This is a genomic window from Acinetobacter sp. WCHAc010052, from assembly GCF_002165295.2.
Lineage (GTDB): Bacteria > Pseudomonadota > Gammaproteobacteria > Pseudomonadales > Moraxellaceae > Acinetobacter > Acinetobacter chinensis.
On the sequence record NZ_CP032143.1, the window covers coordinates 2,017,750 to 2,037,516 of the forward strand.

Genomic DNA, 19,767 nt, shown 5'->3' on the forward strand with positions numbered 1-19,767 from the left:
CTTCAAAATTTAACTTTTAAAATGTTATTTTCTTGTACTTTAAACTTAAACCTTTTGCGCAATCTCAATAAATGCTTTCACAATCGGACTGATCTGTTTTTTATTTTTTACAGCTAAACCAATCGACCTTTTAATATTCGGCGAAAGTGGTAACTTCTGCACATTGGGAAATAACGTCATCAATTCCTGATTCAATGCCATATCCGCCACAATTGAAACCCCTGCATTATTATTCACCATATTGATAATGGTTAAAATCTGCGAGAAATGACACTTAATTTTAGGCGTTAAATTTGCCTTTCTAAACATTTCAGTGACATGACTCTGACTCCCTGCCGAAGTCATTAAAAATGGATGCTCGACCAATTCCTTCAAACTCACAGCGCTTTGTTTAGCAAGTTCATAAGAGTTTGGAATCAAAGCCACAAAAATATCATTCATCACAGAAAAAGTATCAAAACGTTCATCAGGCAACACCACAAATCCAACATCAATACTGCGCTCCTGAATCCATTGTGCAATATCCTTGTCTGTTCCTTCTTTGATAAATACTTCAATATTGGGATATTCAGCATTGAATTTTTCTAAAATCAGTGGAATCAAAACATTAGATGAAGATGCGCCAAAAGAACCAATACGCAAAGTTCCTGAATGAAATCCATGAATATCTGAAATTTCCTGTTCCAGCTGATTTGAAATATTCAGAATTTCTTTCACATGCAACAACAACCGTGCGCCCGCTTCAGTGAGTTCCACTTCATTATGATCACGATAGAATAAAGTCACCGCCCAATCCTGTTCCAGACTTTTAATTGCATGCGAAATCGCAGACTGTGAAATCTGTAACCTTTGCGCGACAACAGTAAAACTTTTCTGCTCTGCCAATAACGCAAAAATACTCAACTGGGTAAAAGTCATGATCACGAAACTCATGAGTAAAAACTCATTTTACCATGAAGACTCATAAGGAATATTCTCTACAGACATTTATAGACCTTACGAAATAAAGAACTGATATTTTCAGTTCACCAAGGATCGGCACCATATATGTTACAAATGATCAATATCCTATTTTCACCGATTGCACTGATTGCCCTGGGATTCTATCTATTCCAATCACGTACTTTGGATGAAAAATTTTGGAATGGTGCTGAGAAGCTCAATTATTATATGCTGTTTCCCTCATTGCTGTTCAGTTCCTTAGCCAGTGCTGACATGCACATGGGACACCTCGACAGCATTTTGATGGTGATTTTTGCCATGATGATGATCATCATTGTCAGTACCTATGTTTTTGCCAAACTGAATAAAAGCCCAGATGCACATTTCGGAGTGTATATCCAAAGCCTGATTCGGTTTAATACTTATCTTGGGCTTTCAATTGCAACCACACTGCCCAATCCTGAAATTAAAAGTATTCTGGTCAATATTTTAGCGATCGCCATTCCCTTTGTGAATGTGGTTTCAATCCTGTCACTGACACCTAAAAATCAATTAAATATCAAAAATATTGTGATTTCGCTGCTCAAAAACCCTTTGATCAGCTCGTGCATACTTGGCATAGCTTTTAATTTTTTACAGATTCCTGTATGGACAGGTTTTCAAAGTCTGCTACAGGCTTTTTCCAACAGTAGCTTAATGTTAGGTCTGCTTTGTGTAGGTACAGCGATTCAACTCAAAGGCATGCAAACCTATTTCAAAACAGCACTCATCATCAGTTTAACCAGATTAATGATCATTCCCATTGTGGCATTTATTGTATTGCAGTTTTTTGATCTGAGTTACGCAGCAGTCGTTGCGATCATGATTTTCTTTTCGATTCCAACTGCTTCTGCTGCCTATATCCTAACTAAACTTTTAAATGGCGATTATCAGCTGATGGCTGCTGTGATCAGCTTACAAACAATACTGTCTGTAGTGACTTTGGCGATCATGCTGACTTTGGTACAAAGCTATTATTTTTAATACTGATTCAGTGACTTATTCATCAGCCCTCTTACGTAAGTTAGTTTTAGATCAAAATCAATATTGAACGTTTCAACACCTTTCAGGATGATAAACAGCGTTTCGCAAGAGGGAGGCTTCCTATTTAAAAGCCCTCATCCCAGCCTTCTCCCAAAGGGAGAAGGAACTCCCGATATTCTTTTTGAATCTAAAATTTGAATATTTAGATCATAAATTTTCAAATCAAAAAATTCGTGGATTAAAATTCAAATAGAAAGAGTCAAATCAAAACTATTCCATCGCTTGCAATGCATGTTCCACAAAATGTAAATGATCGACACCCCAATACATTTCATCACCCACAAACCAGGTTGGTGCACCAAAAACACCTCGTTCAATGGCTTCTTCCGTGACCTGTTTAAGCTGATTTTTAACCTGATCATCGACAAGCCAAGCCTGTACCTGATCAATATCAAGTTCCAGTGATTGAGCCAATGCGACCAGTTCATTCATATCGTTTAAATTTTTTGGCTGTCCAAACATGGCATCAAATAGTCCCTGCAACACTTTTTGAAAATTTTCAGGCTGATACAGCTGAACTGCTGTTATCAAACGCATCAAGTTCAAAGTATTAATCGGGAAATACGGATTCATCTGCACAGGAATATGCCAGAGTTTTGACCATCTGCCCAGATCAATCATGGAATAACGTGCTTTCGCAGGAACAGCCATCGGACTGCTGTTTCCTGTTGCCTTAAAAACACCGCCTAACAGCATCGGTTTCCAGATAATTTCAGCCTGATACTGCTTTGCAATCTGCTGAATACGGTAAAAACCGACATAACTATACGGACTTCCAAAATCAAAATAAAATTCCGCTTGTTTCATTTTGCTTTCCTTCGCTTAAAGAATGATTATTTATAACTTACTATTTTATAGCCTATTACAAATTTGCAGTTAATTACTAATTTACATATTAAATCGCTACAGGATTGATCATTTACGATCAATTACCACTTCTCAATCCACGGACGTAAATCCAGTTCATGCGTCCAGGCGTCACGCGGTTGCTGACTGATGTGCCAGTAGTTTTCAGCAATATGTTCTGGATTTAAAATGCCATCCTGATCTTTCTTTTCATACAGATGAGGAAAAGTATTTTTAATAAAATCCGTATCAATCGCACCATCCACCACCACATGCGCCACATGAATATTCTGAGGACCAAGTTCACGCGCCATACTCTGCGCCAAAGCACGCAAAGCATGTTTTGCACCTGCAAATGCAGCAAAATAAGCTGAACCACGCATTCCCGCAGTTGCACCTGTGAAAATAATCGTACCTGCTTGACGTGTGACCATCCGTTTAGCCACTTCACGTCCAACCAGGAATGCAGCAAAACACGCCATTTCCCAGATCTTGAAATATTTACGGGCTGTTTCTTCAAGTATGCTGCAAGGTACATTCGCGCCAATATTGAAAACCAGTACATCAATTGTCCCAATTCTGGATTCAATGTCTTCAATCAATGCAATCACGTCTTCTTCTTTACGTGCGTCCGAAGCAAAACCGTATGCAGTACCACCATCAGCCTCAATTTCAGCGATCAATGGCTGTAATTTTTCGGCACTTCTACGGGTCATACAACTGATATAGCCACCTTTGGCAAACCGTTTTGCAATCGCACCACCGGTCGCATCTCCTGCCCCGATCACCAGTGCAACTTTTTGTCCGTTTTTGTCTGTCATCGAATCATTCCTGTTTCATTTTTATAAAATAACGGTCGTTATCATAACGATTACTATGTTATGATTTTCTTCAGCGGTCAAGAAGTTTTTCATCAATACATTCTGCTTCCTTTGCCGCCATTCAGGAACACAGGAGTTCATATGCGTTATAAAGCAGGTTATAAAGAAGAAAAACGTAAAGAATTACTGAAAGTCAGTGGTCAGCTTGCTAAAAAAAATGGCTTTCATGCGACTGGTGTAGACGGTTTTATGAAAGAATCAGGTGTGACCAGTGGTGCATTCTATTCACACTTTTCTTCTAAAAATGAGTTATTTAAAGCACTGGTCGAATCCGAACTTGAACAGAGCATCCAGCTTTGGCAAAGCAACCCTCACAATGATGCTGCTGCCTGGATTGAATTTGAGCTGAACCGTTACCTCTCACCTTTACATGCAGAAAAACCTGAGTACGGTTGTGTCCTGCCTGCACTTTCATCTGAAATTTCCCGTGCAGAAGAAGATATCAAACAGGTATATGAAGCTGAACTGATCCGTGGAATCCAGCTGTTCGAAAAACACCTGGGCAATCAGGATCAGGCATGGGCAGTCCTTTGCCAGATGGTCGGCAGTATACTGATGGCACGCAGTGTTGCCAGTCCTGAATTAAAAATCAGAATTCTTGAATCCAGTAAGCTGTTTTTACTCAGTCAAATTACACTTCGCACCGCATGAGTTCATTTATTACGATTTTATGACGAAATTTCAAACAATACATCTTGCCTAATCTGCACAGTATTTTTAATCTGTAATCCTTTCAAGGATTGCGACTGACAATAATGACATTTCCTACAACTGTGTATGCGATACAGCATCTGGCATTTGAAGACCTGGGCTCACTTGAAGATGTATTTTATCAACTGGGATTCCGTGTCCGTTATTTCGAAGCTGGAGTTGATGACCTGACTCAGGCAATGCAGTACGAGGGCTTAACCGTCATACTGGGTGGTCCAGTTGGTGTTTATGAAAATGAAGACTACCCTTTTCTGAATGAAGAAATTTCATTACTTCAGCAACGTCTGGCACAGAACTTACCTACTCTTGGAATCTGCCTGGGTGCACAGTTGATTGCCCATGCCTCAAATGCAAAAGTCTATCCAGGTCACCAGAAAGAAATCGGCTGGAGTCAGTTACAGCTGACTGATACACAGGATAATATTCTGTCTGCCCTGAAAGATTACGAAGTACTGCACTGGCATGGTGATACTTTTGATTTACCTGAAAATGCAGTTTTGCTTGCCAGTTCAGAAATTTATCCGCATCAGGCATTTCAGATCGGGAAAAATATTCTTGCACTTCAGTTCCATATAGAAGTAGCAGCAGACAGCCTGGAAAAATGGTTGATTGGACATACCTGTGAGCTACAAAAAGCAAAAATCAATATTCCGCTGCTCAGACAGCACAATCAGAAATACGCCTCTGATCTTGAAAATCAGGCAGCCATCATTTTAAAACAGTATCTACAGCAGATCGGTGCTGTTGCCTCCAGCTGATCACAGCATCATTTAAAAATCATAAAAAAAGCACCATTTATGGTGCTTTTTTAACTTACAGCTGGAAATAAGGCTTATTTAGCAGCTTTGGTTTCTTCTTTTGCCGCAGCAATTGAAGCTTCAGTTGTGATGTTTACTGTGATTTTATCACCGACGTTTGGAACATAAGCACCAACACCAAATGCAGAACGGTCAAACGAAGTTGTTGCATTGAAGCCGATAGACTGAGCTTTAGTCATTGGGTGTTCGCCCTGTTTATTCAGTACCGCATCCAGTACAACTGACTTAGTCACATCTTTAACCGTCAGATTACCTGTAATTTTATATTTACTGTTGCCTAAAGACTGAACTTTAGTACTTTTAAATGTAATGTTTGGATATTTTGCAGCATCAAAAAAATCAGGAGTTTTCAGATGATCATCCAGTGCTTTAACGTTTGTGTTTAAGCTCGCCAAAGGAATAGTCACATTTACAGAAGAATTTGCAGGTTTTGCATTGTCTACAGAAATTGTGCCCTGAATGTCACTGAAATTTGCAGATGGTGTAGAAAAACCAAAATGATTCCAGTTAAATACAGTCGCTGTATGAGTTGGGTCAATTGTATAGTCTACAGGTTTTGCTACAGTGAAAGTTGCAACTGAAGCTACCGCTAAACCTAATGTAAGTGCTTTAAAGTTCATGTTTTTAATCTCGCTTTAGAATGGTTGCTAGTTTATACCAATGATATTTTAATTCACCGTCATGAATAAGACGATCTGTTCCATTCCTGGAACAATATCTGTCATTGTGTGCCTTTAACGCAACACACCTCTCAAATAACTGAATAATAAAAATATAATTTCAAGTTGTGGAAAAATATGGAGATCACAGCATACAAAGAAGTGAACACCGTTCATACAACTTTGCCATTAGAAACAAAAAATTACAGTAGAAATTTCAACAAAGTCTTTTTATATACTTTGATGATAATGACTTAGGTATAAACATGAACAATTCCGTTCTGGCAACAGGCACCACTACACCTTACCGTGTTACATTGACCAACCCACAGGGTCATCACTGGTATGCAGATGAACCTGTCGAAAAAGGTGGGCAGGATACTGCACCCAATCCTTTACAGATGCTGTTATCTGCACTGGGTGCCTGTACCACGGTCACTTTGGAGATGTATGCCACGCATAAAGGCATTAAAATTGATCATGTTCAGGTTGATTTAATACTGAATCCAGATGGAGACCCTGAACCAGGTACCAATATGATTGAAAGAAAAATCACTTTAAAAGGCGATTTTACTGAAGATCAGCATAAACGTCTGCTTAAAGTGGCTGAAAGCTGTCCTGTACATAAATTACTGACTTCAAACATTCAGATACAGACTGCACTGGTATAATATTTCTATTGATATCAGAGTGATACACTGAACCAAAATAGAAATTTATAAATATCCATTTATAAAAGACTTTTACTATGAAATCAGTCTTTACTCGGCTGAATGAAGAAAATCATATGATCAACAGTCACATCTGAAAACTTTCCAGAATACAATTAGCTGAAATACAAAACACTCCGTATGGAGTGTTTATGTGTATTCATTCAGGCACGTATTGCTGAACATTTCATGATGAAACTCATCGAATTTTACATGAAGTATTCGGTCAGCAGATAACCCAACCCAACGCCAATAAATGAATACAGAATCATAATAAAGAACACAAAGCTGGTCTTATTTTTCTTCTTAAAAAACTTCATCATATTAAGCGTACTCTGCAACTGCTGAAATAGACATTATATTAACCCACACCAGCTTAAAAATCAGGATATTTAATTATTCAGCCTCATATTAAAGCCATTAAGCAGACCACTTTTAAAATACAAATTACATTAACTTTATTATTATCAAAAATTTAACCGAATGAGTACCGTCTATCGCACTACCGGCTTCATACCACTATTCAGTAAAAAAACAGACCAGTTTTATTCCACTGTTCAACTTTTTAACACACATAAAAAAGCCCCAACTGGGGCTCTTTATCATTACAGTTTTTCAACCAGAATCCGGTCTACATGCTTCAAGCCAGTCTGCTTTTCATGGTTTTTACGACGGATCTTAATTTGCTTATCTTCCGCCATATCCTGAAGTAACAGTTCGACAGCAACCATAGCTTCAAGTGGCAGATCCTGCCCTATCCACTTCTGCTCACCCGCATCCATTAAAATGATTTCTTCACTAATCTGCTCATAAAGGCTCATATTTTCCTCACTTATGGTATATGAATCACCATATTTCATGATTACTGAATAAGGGCACAACTATATACCTTTTGTTTAAAACGTCCAGTGTTTTCCACTCTATTTAAGCCATACCTCAAAAACAGTCAGATTCTATTGAAAATGTCTTTCACAGCAATGACGGAATCAATGATTTCAGGAAATCTGATCTCTATGAACAATTGACAGCAGCCATAAGTAATTCAGGTCGCTGATTGATAAATTTAAAAGGCGCACCATAAGTTTCAGCATTGAACTGAATAAGCTTTGTCTGCATTAAAGCCTGTTTAAACTTATCCATATCCGTAGCAGCATCATGAGCAAAGGGATTTCCATAGTGCTGACCATCCAGAACAATATCTACAGTGATCTGATCATCAGAACTCAGTCTGTCCAGTCCGCCTGCATCTTCGATCAGAAATTTAGCTTTAACATCGGCTTCCATGCAGTTGAAACCAAATGATAAAACATAATTCCTGACATTTTTATTCTGAATAAATACATAATTCTGCTCAGGTGAATACAGTTCAAAATAACTCCATTGATCCTGTGGCGTGAGTTTTTTCAGCTCTTTTTCCCACTTTGAATGACCGTCCACAATAATCCGTGTCGGTGTCAGATTTGCCTGAGCAGGCAAACTGTCTGCAAAAACCGGACTGACCATCACAGGAAGAAATAAAAGTGCCCAGCTGGCTTTCATTATTATGTTCATACTGGCATCGCTCTCAGAATGCTTTTTTAAATTTATAGACTCCATTCAGCAGTTCAAAAGATATTTGTTCAATGATTCAAATGTAAAAAACGCCTCAATAATGAGGCGTTTTTTTATTTAAAACGGTGTGTTTTAAGCTGTAACTTCTTTCACAGCAGCAACAACTGCTTCAGTGGTAATACCGAAGTGTTGATACAGATCTTTCGCAGGAGCAGATTCACCATAAGTCGTCATACCGATCACACGACCGTCCAGACCCACAAATTTCCACCAGTAATCGACATGAGCTGCTTCAACCGCAACACGCGCACGAACTGCAGATGGAAGAACAGCTTCACGATACGCAGCATCCTGTTTTACAAATTCTTCAGCACATGGCATAGACACAACACGTACACCTTCAAGTTGTGCATACGCTTCCATTGCCAAGCCCACTTCTGAACCAGTTGCAATGATGATCGCTTTCAGTTCACCTTTTTCTTCAGCCAGTACATAACCACCTTTCACAACGTCCGCAATTTGTGCTTCTGTACGTGTTTGGAAAGCCAAGTTTTGACGAGAGAAAATTAACGCTGTCGGACCTTCGCTACGTAACAATGCTGATTTCCATGAAATAGAAGCTTCTACAGTGTCACATGGACGCCAGGTATTTAAGTTTGGTGTACCACGTAAAGATGCAATTTGCTCTACAGGCTGGTGCGTAGGACCATCTTCACCCAGACCAATCGAGTCATGGGTATACACATGGATCACACGTTGTTTCATCAATGCAGACATACGAACTGCATTACGCGCATATTCCATAAACATCAGGAATGTTGCAACGTAAGGAATGAAACCGCCATGCAATGCGACACCATTGGCAATTGCAGTCATACCAAATTCACGTACACCATAATGTACATAGTTACCCGCAGCATCAGACTCAACGCCTTTTGCACCTTTCCAGAGTGTCAGGTTTGAACCTGCAAGGTCAGCAGAACCACCCAGAATTTCAGGTAGTTGTGGTGCAAATGCCTGGATTGCATTCTGGCTTGCTTTACGCGTTGCAATGGTTTCTGCTTTTGCATTCACTTCAGCGATATAAGCATCTGCTTTTGCAGCGAAATCAGCAGGTAAATCACCACTTAAACGACGTTTAAGTTCAGCCGCTTCAGTTGGATATTTTGCAGCATAAGCAGCAAAAGTTTCATTCCAGGCTGCTTCAGAAGCAGTACCTTTCGCTTTAGCATCCCATGCTGTATAAACATCAGCAGGAATTACAAATGCTTCTTCTTTCCAGCCTAAAGCTTCACGGGTTAATGCAATTTCGTCATTACCCAGTGGCGCACCATGGCAATCTTCTTTGCCCTGTTTATTTGGTGAACCTAAACCGATCACAGTTTTACACATGACCAGTGTCGGTTTAGCCGTTTCAGCCTGTGCTTCCAGAGTTGCAGCACGAAGCGCATCCGCATCATGACCATCAACTTTAAGCACTTGCCAGCCATAAGATTTGAAACGCTGTTCTGTATCGTCAGAGAACCAGCCTTCTACTTCACCGTCAATTGAGATGCCGTTGTCATCATAATAAGCAACAAGTTTGCCCAGACCTAAAGTCCCTGCAAGTGAACATGCTTCGTGCGAAACACCTTCCATTAAGCAACCATCACCCAGGAAACAGTAAGTGAAATGATCAACAACTTTGATATCTTCTTTGTTGAACTGTGCTGCTAAAGTTTTTTCAGCAAGTGCAAAACCAACAGCATTGGCAATACCCTGACCCAGTGGACCAGTCGTTGTTTCAATACCAGGTGCATAACCCAGTTCAGGGTGACCTGGAGTTTTAGAATGTAACTGACGGAATGATTTTAAATCTTCGATTGAAAGATCATAACCTGTTAAATGAAGTAATGCGTACTGAAGCATTGAGCCATGACCATTAGACAGTACAAAACGGTCACGGTTTGCCCACTGTGGGTTTGATGGATTGTGATTTAAAAATTCACGCCACACCACATCTGCGATATCTGCCATCCCCATTGGCGCACCTGGATGTCCAGAATTTGCTTTTTGCACAGCATCCATAGCCAATACTCGAATTGCATTGGCATTACGACGTTCATTCAGCGGGGTTGTCATAGATCAGAGTCCAGTAAATTTAAAATTAAAGGAAGAATAAAAATTCAAACTGCGCATATTGTCTTAGAAAAACCCTGGAGCGTAAAGCCCGATCAAGCATAAATAGAGTTTCAGTACGCAATAGAACAAAAAACAACCAAATCTATAATGAGGAAAAACTCAGTATCCTTTAGATTGGACTGTTTCCGAAAAACAGATACAGTTACGTCCTCTGGACTTGGCTTTGTACAGTGCCTGATCTGCAAAATGTACAGCATCCATGACCTGTTCTTTTTCATTGAAAAAAGCCACTCCCATACTGCCACTGACTTTGATTGAAAAGTCTTCTGCAATGGCGTGATCTTCTTCGTACAAAGCAATACGACAACGCTCAAGCCTCTCTCTGATCCCCTGTTCATCGGTATGACAAAGAATCATTAAAAACTCCTCGCCACCATATCTTCCCAGTAAATCATTATCCGTTGTGTTTTCCCTTAGAATCTGCGCCACTTTTTTCAGGACTTTATCACCTGCGATATGCCCATAAGTATCATTGACCGATTTAAAATAATCCAGGTCCAGCATGACGGCAGCATGCAGCAGTGCTTCAGCATTACTCTCTGCTTCCATGCTGAGCAACTGTTCATTGAGCATTCTTCGGTTATACAGACCAGTCAGTGCATCTACCTGCCCCATCCGTACAATATATTTTTCACGTTTACGCCACTGGACAAGTACAGCAATCACAATGAATGAACAGGCGATCAACACAGGGAAACTGAAATATGCCATAGACAGCAGCCAGAATTTATTCAGATATTCCGGATAGCCAATCGTTTCAAAATTAAAAAGAGGTGCATAGCGGATACTCTGATTCAGCGTATGAAAGACGAGATAACTCAATATGACCGTAGCGATGGACAACGCAACTAAAATGACCCGCATGTGAAAAAGAAACATGCCTATAAATACATAACAGGTCGTATTCAGAAACATTGCCACACTGAAAATTCCTGACAGATAAGCGTCAACAATTAAAGTTACTGTGAATGCGACAACACAGAGATATGGCATAATTTTGTGGACAGTTTCTGTATCTTTAAAACGCAGGCAAATGATCAACAGTAAAACAGAGAGAATCAGCTCTATACTCTCAATGCCCAACTGTAAAAAAACAATATCAAGAAATACAAAGGTATGCAGTTCAGGTGTTACTACAATAAAAACTTTCCAGCATATCCATAAACATTTCAGAAAAGCATAGTATCCCAGCAGCAACAAGCAACTCTGAACGGGTGTCCAGTTCAGTACAAAAGGGATTTCTCTTAATTTTTTAAGAAAATATTCTGGTAGTTCCGCCATATAAAACCAATAAAAAAAACAGTCAGCTGAAGAAAAGACGTTTTATCTGAAATATAAATGCCTGATGTTTCAGAATCATATGCACCTATATTTTACATGATCTGATGCTTCTATCTGATGCTTTTCCGTATGACTAAAATCAATGAATATCCTGATTTTTTCATTTTAATTTTTATCACTTTATCTGCATCGCCCAAAATTACTCTAACAAAATGATTTATAAATAAAAGTCATAATTATGTAATTTCGACCGATGGATAAATCCAGGATTCAAAATATTTCAACATAAATTTAAGCCTGAAAAACACTTTGCATTTCAGAATAAAATTAAAACTGTAAAAATCTGAAATCTACCTGGATTCCGCCGGATTTATGCTTTTTGTTCACTTATTCCAAAAATTATGACTTATATTGAAATTTATTCATCTATTTCAGCTCAGAGGAACTAGTCCTGAAGTCCAAGTCGATGTACCATATTGCGTCATTTGAATTTAGCTGTGATAGGACTTATGCGCGAGTACGCTGTATTTACTTCAGAATCTGTAAGCGAAGGACATCCGGATAAAATGGCTGATCAGATCAGTGATGCCATTCTGGATGCAATCTTAAAAGAAGACCCATATGCACGGGTTGCCTGTGAAACGCTTGTCAAAACAGGTGCAGTTGTACTTGCTGGTGAAATCACAACAACTGCCAATGTCGATTTTGAAGCGATTGTCCGTAATACTGTAAACGGTATCGGATATCATCATTCAGATCTGGGCTTTGATGGTTCAACCTGTGCCGTCATCAACATGATTGGTAAACAGTCTCCTGAAATTGCTCAGGGTGTTGACCGTCAGAAACCTGAAGATCAGGGTGCGGGCGACCAGGGCTTAATGTTCGGTTATGCAAGCCGTGAAACTGATGTGCTCATGCCAGCACCAATTTCATACGCGCATCGCCTGATGGAAAAACAGGCTGAACTGCGTAAGCAAGGCAAACTGGCATGGTTACGTCCTGATGCGAAAAGCCAGGTAACTTTTGCCTATGAAAATGGCAAACCTGTTCGCCTGGATGCAGTTGTACTTTCAACTCAACACGATCCTTCAATTTCACAAGCTCAATTAAAAGAAGCTGTGATTGAAGAAATCGTGAAAAAAGTCATCCCTGCTGACATGTTCCATGCAGATACCAAATTCCACATCAATCCAACAGGTATGTTCGTCATTGGCGGCCCTGTAGGTGACTGTGGTTTAACAGGTCGTAAAATCATTGTAGATACTTACGGTGGTATGGCGCGTCATGGTGGCGGTGCATTCTCTGGTAAAGATCCATCAAAAGTTGACCGCTCTGCTGCTTATGCAGGTCGTTATGTTGCGAAAAACATTGTTGCGGCAGGTCTTGCAGACAAATGTGAAATCCAGGTGTCTTATGCAATTGGTGTTGCAGAGCCAACATCTATTTCAATCAATACCTTCAATACTGCAAAAGTATCTGAAGATCTGATTATTGCGCTTGTACGTGAACACTTTGATCTACGTCCATACGGCATTACCCGTATGCTTGATCTGATTCAACCAATGTACCAGCAGACAGCTGCTTATGGTCATTTTGGACGTGAAGGTTCTGATCATGCATTTACATGGGAAAAAACAGATAAAGTTGAAGCACTTAAAGCATCAGCAAATCTGTAATACCGCCAGTAAATAATAAAAAGCCCACAAATATGTGGGCTTTTTTAATTCCAGCAGATAAAAACTCTGATCATTGATCTGTTTTTTATCATAACTGTATGGAGTACTTTAATTTTACCGCGATGTCTTTTGATTCCCCTGATTGAGCACATCAAGTAGAGTTGGATGAGCAGGTTCCTGATGACTGTTCAGATAAACATGTACAGATTTTACAATGACGATGACCACAAGACAGGTCACTATACAGAAAATCCAGAATCCATAAGGACTGCGTATATTATGCGAGCCACACTCAGGACACTCTTTAGCTACTGATGCAACAACCTTGTCACAACAAGCGCAATGGTATTGATGATACAGCATAGGTATCCTCCTATTTTATTGCCGTTCTTTTTATTCTCATGCTACATTTTTATTGGATGTAACATTGTTTTATCTTATGTGAGAAAATGTATTCGCACAACAACAATGTGAACAAATTCACACTTTAATGTAAATGAAGTAATTCCTGTATTCCACGCCTGGTCTGCTTTACAGACATATCGTGATTTACATCTGCCATTCTATCCGACAAATGGTTAAAATCAGTCACTGATTTCAGGAGTTTTGACATGGTTCAGCTGATAAAAAAAGGCGGGTTAAGAGAGCGCGCCAACCGCAGTAAAAAATATCAGGGATCTGAAAATACAGAAACTTCCCTACAACCCAATCAGTACAGCCTTGGAAAAAAACTGACACCTGAGCAGCTTTCAGCGGAAGAAAAAAATGACGCTGATTCTACAAATGTATTGTCAGAACATTCTGATGGCATCAAACCATAACCAGACAGCAAAGATCAGAAACAGCCCACCTGAAGCCACATCAATATAACTGCCCGATTTCTGATACGCTTTCTTGATTTCAGGCATTGACATAATCAGCATGAACATTGAAAAAACAACAAACGTCTGGATCGGAATAATAAAAGCCAGCTGCATTTTCAGTCCTGCACCCGCAGTCGAACTGAGTGCCAGTGAAAATACACTACTGAAATAAATCAGTGTTTTGGGATTGGACAGGTTTGTAAAAAGTCCCCATAGAAAATAATTTTTCTGCTGAGTCCCTTCTTTAAAACTGTCATCAGATTCAAGTGAAGTATGCTGTTTCAGTGACTTCAAACCGCCACTCAACATTGCCCAGCCCATTTTGGCAAGGAACAGACCACCCACCAGCATCAGAATCTGCTGTATCCATGGAAACTGTTCAACCAGCACCGTAAAGCCAAGCAGAGTCAATACAACCCAGACCACAATACCTGCGGATATTCCCAGAATGATTTTTAATGTATTGCTTCGGCTTGTGGATGCCGAACTTTTTGCAATAAGAAGAACATCTGGACCTGGACTGAGCTGAGCAACAAAATGCAAAGCACATATGGTCAATAATAAAGACATATAGATGGATTAAAAGAATCTGAATATTCACATATTATATCGTTTGTTTAAAACAGTAAGTACTTCTTTCATTTTATAGATGCAAAAAAAAGCCGGACTGTTGATCCGGCTTTTCCTGAAATAAATGTACTTATTTATTGACATCTTTCATTTCAATTTTTTTAGCTTCAGGTCTGACTTCACGTGCTTCACCATCAATAATGCTTGAATCACGGCGACCACCACTGTTCTGCTGATTCTGCATTTCCTGCATCTGACGCATCATATCTGCAAATGGATTTCCACCCTGCGGATTACCCATATCACCCATCATTCCACCCATCATCTGATCCATCATGGACTGCTGACGTTTCATCATCACTTTCATCATTGCACCTTTCAGTGCGTTCTGAACACCTGGTATCAGAATCAGTAAAGCGAGTACATCAGTGATCAAACCTGGAACAATAAATAAAAAGCCTGCAATAATTTTAGGCAGATTTCCTGTCAGAGACGGATCAGCTCCCATTTGCCCCATCTGCATCTGCTGCATTTGTGGCATCAGTCCGGCTGAATATTTCCGGATCATATTCAGACCAATAAAAAATGCAGCAATGAACCAGAAAAACACATACCACATGCTTCCGACAAGGTCACCCACGCCAATCCATACAAATACTTCAAGTACAAGCGTAGCCAGGACAATAAGAGCTAATTTCATGAAAATTTATCTGATCTCAAAAATAAATAAAGGATGTCTTATGCTGACAGAAACAGTAAAGCTGCAACCATCATAACAACCTGAGGTTTAAATTATCTATTAGGGCAGTTTTCCATTTTTAAAGCAAAAAACAAGAGTTTTTGCACGATTTTTTAATATTTTCCTGATTTTAAAGCCAGTTTCAGCGTTAAAAAATCGGAGCATGTACTTTGAGCAAAATCATTTCCTGAAAGAATAATTGTTTCTAAATAAATTAATTTGATTCACATTTGTTTACTTAATCTGTTTTTATGATATGTTGTGTGTTCTTTCTGTGAACAATTCTTAATAAGGGGACATGATGCAATCAGTGCATCAAATCATTCCCCCTTTATGTTCACACTTACAGGCTTCCTGATTTCATGGGTTTTTTCTCTGAAATTACGGCTTTTAAATCATATTTTTCACCTGAAAAATATTTTTCTGAAACTTACCTCAGAGGGATTACTTATCTAAGCAGGAGCTTAGTCACAGAACTCAAAACTAATGGAGATAGCAATGACTCGAATTGCAATAATCGGAGCAGGCCCCAGTGGCATGGCTCAATTAAGAGCATTTCAATCAGCAAAGGCCAAAGGTCAGCAAGTTCCTGAAATTGTATGTTTCGAAAAACAAAACGATTGGGGCGGCCTATGGAACTACACCTGGCGTACAGGGGTAGATCAGTATGGAAATTCAGTACACGGCAGTATGTACCGTTACCTGTGGTCCAATGGACCAAAAGAAGCACTGGAGTTCGCAGACTATACGTTTGATGAACATTTCAAAAAACCGATTGCATCCTACCCACCGCGTGCTGTGTTATGGGACTACATTAAAGGGCGTGTGGAAAAAGCAGGAGTCAAAGATCAGGTCCGTTTTAACAGTTCGGTCAATCAGGTCGATTTTGACGATGAAACCCAGCTCTTTACTGTACAGGTCTGCGATCACATCAATGATCAGACTTATACGGAACAGTTTGATTATGTGGTTGTGGCTTCAGGTCACTTCTCTACGCCAAAAACACCTGAATATGAAGGCTTCGATATATTTAACGGTCGGATCCTGCATGCTCATGACTTCCGTGATGCAGTACAGTTCAAGGATAAAACCATTCTGATTGTTGGCAGCAGCTATTCTGCTGAAGACGTCGGTTCTCAATGCTATAAATATGGCGCAAAACAGATCTACAGTTGCTACCGCAGTCAGCCTATGGGCTATAAATGGCCAAAAAACTGGACTGAGAAGCATCAGCTTATCCGTGTAGATGAAAACAGTGCATATTTTGCCGATGGAACTTCAGCCAGAGTGGATGCAATTATTCTCTGTACGGGCTATCTTCATCACTTCCCTTACATGGCTGAAAACCTGTGCCTGAAAACCCATAACTGCTTATATCCACAGAACTTATATCAGGGTGTGGTATGGGAACAGAATCCAAAACTGTTTTATCTGGGCATGCAGGATCAGTGGTATACCTTCAATATGTTTGATGCTCAGGCATGGTATGTCCGCGACATCATCATGGGTAAAATTGTGCTGCCAGACGCTGAAACCATGCAGGCTCACAGTAACAGCTGGCATCTGCGTGAGCAAAAACTGAAAAACTCAGAGCAGATGGTCAGGTTTCAGGGCGAATATATCCGTCAGCTGATTGATGCTACGGATTATCCGAGTTTTAATATTGATGCTGTCAATGAAGTCTTTATGCAGTGGAAAAAGCATAAAAAAGACAACATTATGGCGTTCCGTGACAAAACTTATCGCTCAGTCATGACCGGGAAAATGTCAAAACCTCATCATACACCATGGCTTTACGCCCTGGATGACTCTCTGGAAGCCTATTTACAGACGGGCAATCAGGAACAGAAAGCGATGTAATCTCCTGTATCTGAAACAGAAGACCTGAATATTCAGGTCTTCTCCATAGACATCCCCCCCCCTGATGTTTCATTTTTATATTATTTATGTTTATTTTTCATGCACATATATTTTAAAAAATTTGCATACACATCCATCATGAAATCATATAATTCACTTAATCTTACTTTACCGATGCACTATGCCTTTAATTATTGGAATTGACCCTGGTTCCCGACTGACCGGATATGGAATTATTGAAAAAGATGGGCAAAGCCTGCGGTTTGTCGATGCCGGTACAATCCGCACGGAAACCACAGAAATGCCTGAACGCTTAAAACGGATTTTTGCTGGCGTTGAACGCATTGTTAAATTTCATGGTCCAACCGAAGCTGCCGTTGAACAGGTCTTTATGGCACAAAACCCTGACTCTGCTCTGAAACTGGGGCAGGCACGTGGTGCTGCGATTGCGGCATTGGTCAATCTGGACTTACAGGTTGCTGAATACACCGCCAGACAGATTAAGCAGTCCGTTGTGGGTTATGGTGCAGCAGATAAAGAACAGGTTCAGATGATGGTGATGCGACTGTTGAATCTGTCCATCAAACCTCAGCAGGATGCCGCGGATGCACTTGCAGCTGCCATCTGCCATGCCCACGCTTCAGGCAGTATGAGTAAACTCGCTGTCCTGAATGCATTAGGTGGAATGGCACGCGGTCGAAGCCGTAACAGTAGCCGCAGACGCTAAAGAATGCCTAGCAGATCCTGAAAATTGACTGATCATTTTTCAGGATTTATCACTGCATTTCAGTCATAAGTGATTAATAAACAATATAAGCCCATCAGAGACTTATAAATTCCTGCAAAAATACTGCGCTATATCTGAATTAGACCAGATAAGGTGCAGCGTCCTTTTTAATTTCCCTGACAGATGGCTGTTTTGCATAAGTTGCAATTAACATTTTGCCGGAAGTTCTCAGATTTTTCTGCTGATTGGGATCAATACGGATTAATACCAGTTCATCAGGTATTCGAGGGTTAGCGCCCTCTTTACAGATAATAATATTCTGATTTCGCTCAATCACCTTAAAACCAGGGAATTCTTTCTGCAACCGATCTTTCAGGCTCAGATGATCATCGGCTTTGTCACGGCTGTTCAGTTGCGTATATGCCACAAGCAGCAGGCAGGCTGCAAAAACGATTCCGACCACCAGATATTTTTCCAGCATATTATTTGACCTGAATATATTTCTGTTGTTTTGCATTATAGTGATAAACACGGGTTTCATTCATCGGCACAATTTTTCTGCTTTCATCTGCCCGCTGAGTACCCTGATATTTAATTTCAATATCATACAGTCCGTCATGTACAGAGTTCAGGAATCTGTACTGTCCTTCAAACGCATACGTGTCATCTGCACCCGTTGCACTGTCATCAGCCCGTATCTCTGCAATCTGATCCATTTTCAGCTCAGAACGTTCATCAAAAGGTGCTATGGATAATGTTGTTATACTGTAGCCCTGAAGTCCAGACTCATCTTCTTCGATATATCCTTTTACTTTTGGACCGATCAACTCCAGTTGCCTAACTATCGCCTTTGGTTCATAAGGACTGATGTTATAGCCAGAACTCGCCCAGCTGTTTTCACCAGCAGACTGACTGACCAGCTGATACTGTCCCTGAGCTGTTTTACTGAACAGATAGACATCTGTCTGCACCGCACAGGCACCACAATAAATAATTTCCTTTCGACCCTTATCCACTCCCATTTCTGACACGGTCAGCACATATCTTTCTTCATTGGCAGCATTGGTATATTTTTCAGCAGGGTAAAAAATCAGTACAGTATCAATATCATCAGCTTCCGAACCCACATACTGTACTTTTTCTGCATCCAGTTCAGGAATGACAACATGCCTGATTTTATGCTGATAAAAAGCCATCATGACTGTTTTAAAATCGAGGTTTTTTAGAGTGACTGCCTGTTTTTGCTTCTGTGGCACAGATACAGATGGTGGCTCTGCCAGTACACTTGTGGCGCATAAAACTGAAAGTGAAGCCATCAGTACAATCTTTTTCATTTTATCTCTCTGTTATTTTCAGTCTGTTCATCAGCATTTTTTAACACTATCTCAGCATCTTAAAATCTGTATAAGGTGCATCCTCTGCCAGCTGTTCCTGCTGTATAGAACTGACACTGGCGCGTAATGGTCCAACATAGGCATGACGTATGATTGTGGCAACAGACTGCTCAGTCCCAATAATCACAGCTTCAACATCACCATTTTCCAGATTTTTTACATAACCTTTTAAATTTAAAGCGATGGCTTCTTTTTCAAACCAGCGTCTGTAGCCAACGCCCTGTACTTTGCCATGTATTAAAAGTTTAACTGCCTGCATTTGCCATACCGCTCCT

Annotated in this window: 23 protein-coding genes; 8 read left to right on the top strand and 15 right to left on the bottom strand. The window is 40.0% G+C overall.

Annotated elements, in window-relative coordinates; all coding sequences use genetic code 11:
• Positions 1–45: 45 nt before the first annotated feature.
• Positions 46–918: a LysR family transcriptional regulator gene (locus tag CDG61_RS10145; RefSeq protein WP_147387804.1), complete on the bottom strand. Its 873-nt coding sequence runs from the start codon at positions 916–918 to the stop codon at positions 46–48.
• Between the two features lie 129 nt (positions 919–1,047).
• Between CDG61_RS10145 and CDG61_RS10150 the strand changes: the two genes are divergently transcribed.
• The gene (locus CDG61_RS10150) at positions 1,048–1,965 is read left to right on the top strand and encodes an AEC family transporter (protein ID WP_087550973.1); all 918 of its coding nucleotides are present in this window, start codon (positions 1,048–1,050) and stop codon (positions 1,963–1,965) included.
• A 270-nt stretch (positions 1,966–2,235) separates the two neighbouring features.
• On the opposite strand, the gene CDG61_RS10155 is transcribed toward CDG61_RS10150, so the two are convergent.
• Together CDG61_RS10155 and CDG61_RS10160 are read right to left on the bottom strand one after the other, a co-directional pair.
• The gene (locus CDG61_RS10155; RefSeq protein WP_087550972.1) at positions 2,236–2,832 is read right to left on the bottom strand and encodes a 2-hydroxychromene-2-carboxylate isomerase; all 597 of its coding nucleotides are present in this window, start codon (positions 2,830–2,832) and stop codon (positions 2,236–2,238) included.
• Between the two features lie 122 nt (positions 2,833–2,954).
• A complete protein-coding gene (locus CDG61_RS10160; RefSeq protein WP_087550971.1) occupies positions 2,955–3,692 on the bottom strand; it encodes an SDR family oxidoreductase in 738 nt (245 codons plus the stop codon).
• A gap of 141 nt (positions 3,693–3,833) precedes the next feature.
• Here CDG61_RS10160 and CDG61_RS10165 point away from each other — a divergent pair, with 141 nt between their 5' ends.
• A complete protein-coding gene (locus CDG61_RS10165; protein ID WP_087550970.1) occupies positions 3,834–4,403 on the top strand; it encodes a TetR/AcrR family transcriptional regulator in 570 nt (189 codons plus the stop codon).
• A gap of 104 nt (positions 4,404–4,507) precedes the next feature.
• The gene (locus CDG61_RS10170; protein WP_087550969.1) at positions 4,508–5,221 is read left to right on the top strand and encodes a glutamine amidotransferase; all 714 of its coding nucleotides are present in this window, start codon (positions 4,508–4,510) and stop codon (positions 5,219–5,221) included.
• Between the two features lie 74 nt (positions 5,222–5,295).
• On the opposite strand, the gene CDG61_RS10175 is transcribed toward CDG61_RS10170, so the two are convergent.
• Positions 5,296–5,901 (bottom strand): YceI family protein, encoded by a 606-nt coding sequence (locus CDG61_RS10175; protein ID WP_087550968.1) that lies wholly within the window; start codon positions 5,899–5,901, stop codon positions 5,296–5,298.
• A 305-nt stretch (positions 5,902–6,206) separates the two neighbouring features.
• On the opposite strand from CDG61_RS10175, the gene CDG61_RS10180 reads away from it, so the two are divergent.
• Positions 6,207–6,611 (top strand): OsmC family protein, encoded by a 405-nt coding sequence (locus tag CDG61_RS10180; RefSeq protein WP_087550967.1) that lies wholly within the window; start codon positions 6,207–6,209, stop codon positions 6,609–6,611.
• A 248-nt stretch (positions 6,612–6,859) separates the two neighbouring features.
• Here the strand turns inward: CDG61_RS10180 and CDG61_RS17665 are convergent, their stop codons facing one another.
• The 5 genes from CDG61_RS17665 to CDG61_RS10200 form a co-directional block, all read right to left on the bottom strand.
• Complete coding sequence (locus CDG61_RS17665; RefSeq protein WP_087512410.1) at positions 6,860–6,970, bottom strand: hypothetical protein; 111 nt, start codon at positions 6,968–6,970, stop codon at positions 6,860–6,862.
• Positions 6,971–7,255: 285 nt separating this feature from the next.
• Entirely contained in the window at positions 7,256–7,471 is a 216-nt protein-coding gene (locus CDG61_RS10185) for a hypothetical protein (protein ID WP_087512411.1), read from the bottom strand.
• 190 nt (positions 7,472–7,661) lie between these two features.
• Positions 7,662–8,201, bottom strand: a complete 540-nt coding sequence (locus CDG61_RS10190) for a hypothetical protein (RefSeq protein ID WP_147387784.1) — start codon at positions 8,199–8,201, stop codon at positions 7,662–7,664.
• A gap of 132 nt (positions 8,202–8,333) precedes the next feature.
• Positions 8,334–10,322: a transketolase gene (tkt, locus tag CDG61_RS10195; protein WP_087550965.1), complete on the bottom strand. Its 1,989-nt coding sequence runs from the start codon at positions 10,320–10,322 to the stop codon at positions 8,334–8,336.
• Between the two features lie 159 nt (positions 10,323–10,481).
• Positions 10,482–11,663, bottom strand: a complete 1,182-nt coding sequence (locus CDG61_RS10200; protein WP_087550964.1) for a GGDEF domain-containing protein — start codon at positions 11,661–11,663, stop codon at positions 10,482–10,484.
• 509 nt (positions 11,664–12,172) lie between these two features.
• On the opposite strand from CDG61_RS10200, the gene metK reads away from it, so the two are divergent.
• Positions 12,173–13,339, top strand: a complete 1,167-nt coding sequence (gene metK, locus CDG61_RS10205) for a methionine adenosyltransferase (RefSeq protein ID WP_087512343.1) — start codon at positions 12,173–12,175, stop codon at positions 13,337–13,339.
• 114 nt (positions 13,340–13,453) lie between these two features.
• Here metK and CDG61_RS10210 read toward each other — a convergent pair whose 3' ends face one another.
• The gene (locus tag CDG61_RS10210) at positions 13,454–13,699 is read right to left on the bottom strand and encodes a hypothetical protein (protein ID WP_394357268.1); all 246 of its coding nucleotides are present in this window, start codon (positions 13,697–13,699) and stop codon (positions 13,454–13,456) included.
• A gap of 251 nt (positions 13,700–13,950) precedes the next feature.
• Between CDG61_RS10210 and CDG61_RS10215 the strand changes: the two genes are divergently transcribed.
• Positions 13,951–14,160: a hypothetical protein gene (locus CDG61_RS10215; protein ID WP_087550962.1), complete on the top strand. Its 210-nt coding sequence runs from the start codon at positions 13,951–13,953 to the stop codon at positions 14,158–14,160.
• Here CDG61_RS10215 and CDG61_RS10220 read toward each other — a convergent pair.
• Both CDG61_RS10220 and CDG61_RS10225 read right to left on the bottom strand, forming a co-directional pair.
• Positions 14,131–14,772: a LysE family transporter gene (locus CDG61_RS10220; protein WP_087512346.1), complete on the bottom strand. Its 642-nt coding sequence runs from the start codon at positions 14,770–14,772 to the stop codon at positions 14,131–14,133. The two genes, CDG61_RS10215 and CDG61_RS10220, sit on opposite strands and share 30 nt — an antisense overlap.
• Positions 14,773–14,902: 130 nt before the next feature.
• Positions 14,903–15,472: an FxsA family protein gene (locus CDG61_RS10225; RefSeq protein ID WP_087550961.1), complete on the bottom strand. Its 570-nt coding sequence runs from the start codon at positions 15,470–15,472 to the stop codon at positions 14,903–14,905.
• 537 nt (positions 15,473–16,009) lie between these two features.
• Between CDG61_RS10225 and CDG61_RS10230 the strand changes: the two genes are divergently transcribed.
• Positions 16,010–17,371 (top strand): NAD(P)-binding domain-containing protein, encoded by a 1,362-nt coding sequence (locus CDG61_RS10230; RefSeq protein ID WP_087550960.1) that lies wholly within the window; start codon positions 16,010–16,012, stop codon positions 17,369–17,371.
• Between the two features lie 181 nt (positions 17,372–17,552).
• Positions 17,553–18,098 (top strand): crossover junction endodeoxyribonuclease RuvC, encoded by a 546-nt coding sequence (ruvC, locus tag CDG61_RS10235; protein WP_087512349.1) that lies wholly within the window; start codon positions 17,553–17,555, stop codon positions 18,096–18,098.
• 139 nt (positions 18,099–18,237) lie between these two features.
• On the opposite strand, the gene CDG61_RS10240 is transcribed toward ruvC, so the two are convergent.
• Genes CDG61_RS10240 through CDG61_RS10250 form a run of 3 tightly spaced genes read right to left on the bottom strand, consistent with a single transcriptional unit; the run spans position 18,238 to position 19,751 of the window.
• Entirely contained in the window at positions 18,238–18,579 is a 342-nt protein-coding gene (locus CDG61_RS10240; RefSeq protein ID WP_087512350.1) for a hypothetical protein, read from the bottom strand.
• A gap of 1 nt (position 18,580) precedes the next feature.
• Entirely contained in the window at positions 18,581–19,432 is an 852-nt protein-coding gene (locus tag CDG61_RS10245) for a hypothetical protein (RefSeq protein ID WP_087550959.1), read from the bottom strand.
• A gap of 46 nt (positions 19,433–19,478) precedes the next feature.
• A complete protein-coding gene (locus tag CDG61_RS10250) occupies positions 19,479–19,751 on the bottom strand; it encodes an acylphosphatase (protein ID WP_087550958.1) in 273 nt (90 codons plus the stop codon).
• Positions 19,752–19,767 lie beyond the last annotated feature (16 nt).

Coding starts and splice junctions, on each gene's coding strand:
- CDG61_RS10145 (WP_147387804.1), bottom strand. CDS start 918: ATGACTTTTACCCAGTTGAGTATTTTTGCGTTATTGGCAGAGCAGAAA.
- CDG61_RS10150 (WP_087550973.1), top strand. CDS start 1,048: ATGTTACAAATGATCAATATCCTATTTTCACCGATTGCACTGATTGCC.
- CDG61_RS10155 (WP_087550972.1), bottom strand. CDS start 2,832: ATGAAACAAGCGGAATTTTATTTTGATTTTGGAAGTCCGTATAGTTAT.
- CDG61_RS10160 (WP_087550971.1), bottom strand. CDS start 3,692: ATGACAGACAAAAACGGACAAAAAGTTGCACTGGTGATCGGGGCAGGA.
- CDG61_RS10165 (WP_087550970.1), top strand. CDS start 3,834: ATGCGTTATAAAGCAGGTTATAAAGAAGAAAAACGTAAAGAATTACTG.
- CDG61_RS10170 (WP_087550969.1), top strand. CDS start 4,508: ATGACATTTCCTACAACTGTGTATGCGATACAGCATCTGGCATTTGAA.
- CDG61_RS10175 (WP_087550968.1), bottom strand. CDS start 5,901: ATGAACTTTAAAGCACTTACATTAGGTTTAGCGGTAGCTTCAGTTGCA.
- CDG61_RS10180 (WP_087550967.1), top strand. CDS start 6,207: ATGAACAATTCCGTTCTGGCAACAGGCACCACTACACCTTACCGTGTT.
- CDG61_RS17665 (WP_087512410.1), bottom strand. CDS start 6,970: ATGAAGTTTTTTAAGAAGAAAAATAAGACCAGCTTTGTGTTCTTTATT.
- CDG61_RS10185 (WP_087512411.1), bottom strand. CDS start 7,471: ATGAGCCTTTATGAGCAGATTAGTGAAGAAATCATTTTAATGGATGCG.
- CDG61_RS10190 (WP_147387784.1), bottom strand. CDS start 8,201: ATGAACATAATAATGAAAGCCAGCTGGGCACTTTTATTTCTTCCTGTG.
- tkt (WP_087550965.1), bottom strand. CDS start 10,322: ATGACAACCCCGCTGAATGAACGTCGTAATGCCAATGCAATTCGAGTA.
- CDG61_RS10200 (WP_087550964.1), bottom strand. CDS start 11,663: ATGGCGGAACTACCAGAATATTTTCTTAAAAAATTAAGAGAAATCCCT.
- metK (WP_087512343.1), top strand. CDS start 12,173: ATGCGCGAGTACGCTGTATTTACTTCAGAATCTGTAAGCGAAGGACAT.
- CDG61_RS10215 (WP_087550962.1), top strand. CDS start 13,951: ATGGTTCAGCTGATAAAAAAAGGCGGGTTAAGAGAGCGCGCCAACCGC.
- CDG61_RS10220 (WP_087512346.1), bottom strand. CDS start 14,772: ATGTCTTTATTATTGACCATATGTGCTTTGCATTTTGTTGCTCAGCTC.
- CDG61_RS10225 (WP_087550961.1), bottom strand. CDS start 15,472: ATGAAATTAGCTCTTATTGTCCTGGCTACGCTTGTACTTGAAGTATTT.
- CDG61_RS10230 (WP_087550960.1), top strand. CDS start 16,010: ATGACTCGAATTGCAATAATCGGAGCAGGCCCCAGTGGCATGGCTCAA.
- ruvC (WP_087512349.1), top strand. CDS start 17,553: ATGCCTTTAATTATTGGAATTGACCCTGGTTCCCGACTGACCGGATAT.
- CDG61_RS10240 (WP_087512350.1), bottom strand. CDS start 18,579: ATGCTGGAAAAATATCTGGTGGTCGGAATCGTTTTTGCAGCCTGCCTG.
- CDG61_RS10245 (WP_087550959.1), bottom strand. CDS start 19,432: ATGAAAAAGATTGTACTGATGGCTTCACTTTCAGTTTTATGCGCCACA.
- CDG61_RS10250 (WP_087550958.1), bottom strand. CDS start 19,751: ATGCAGGCAGTTAAACTTTTAATACATGGCAAAGTACAGGGCGTTGGC.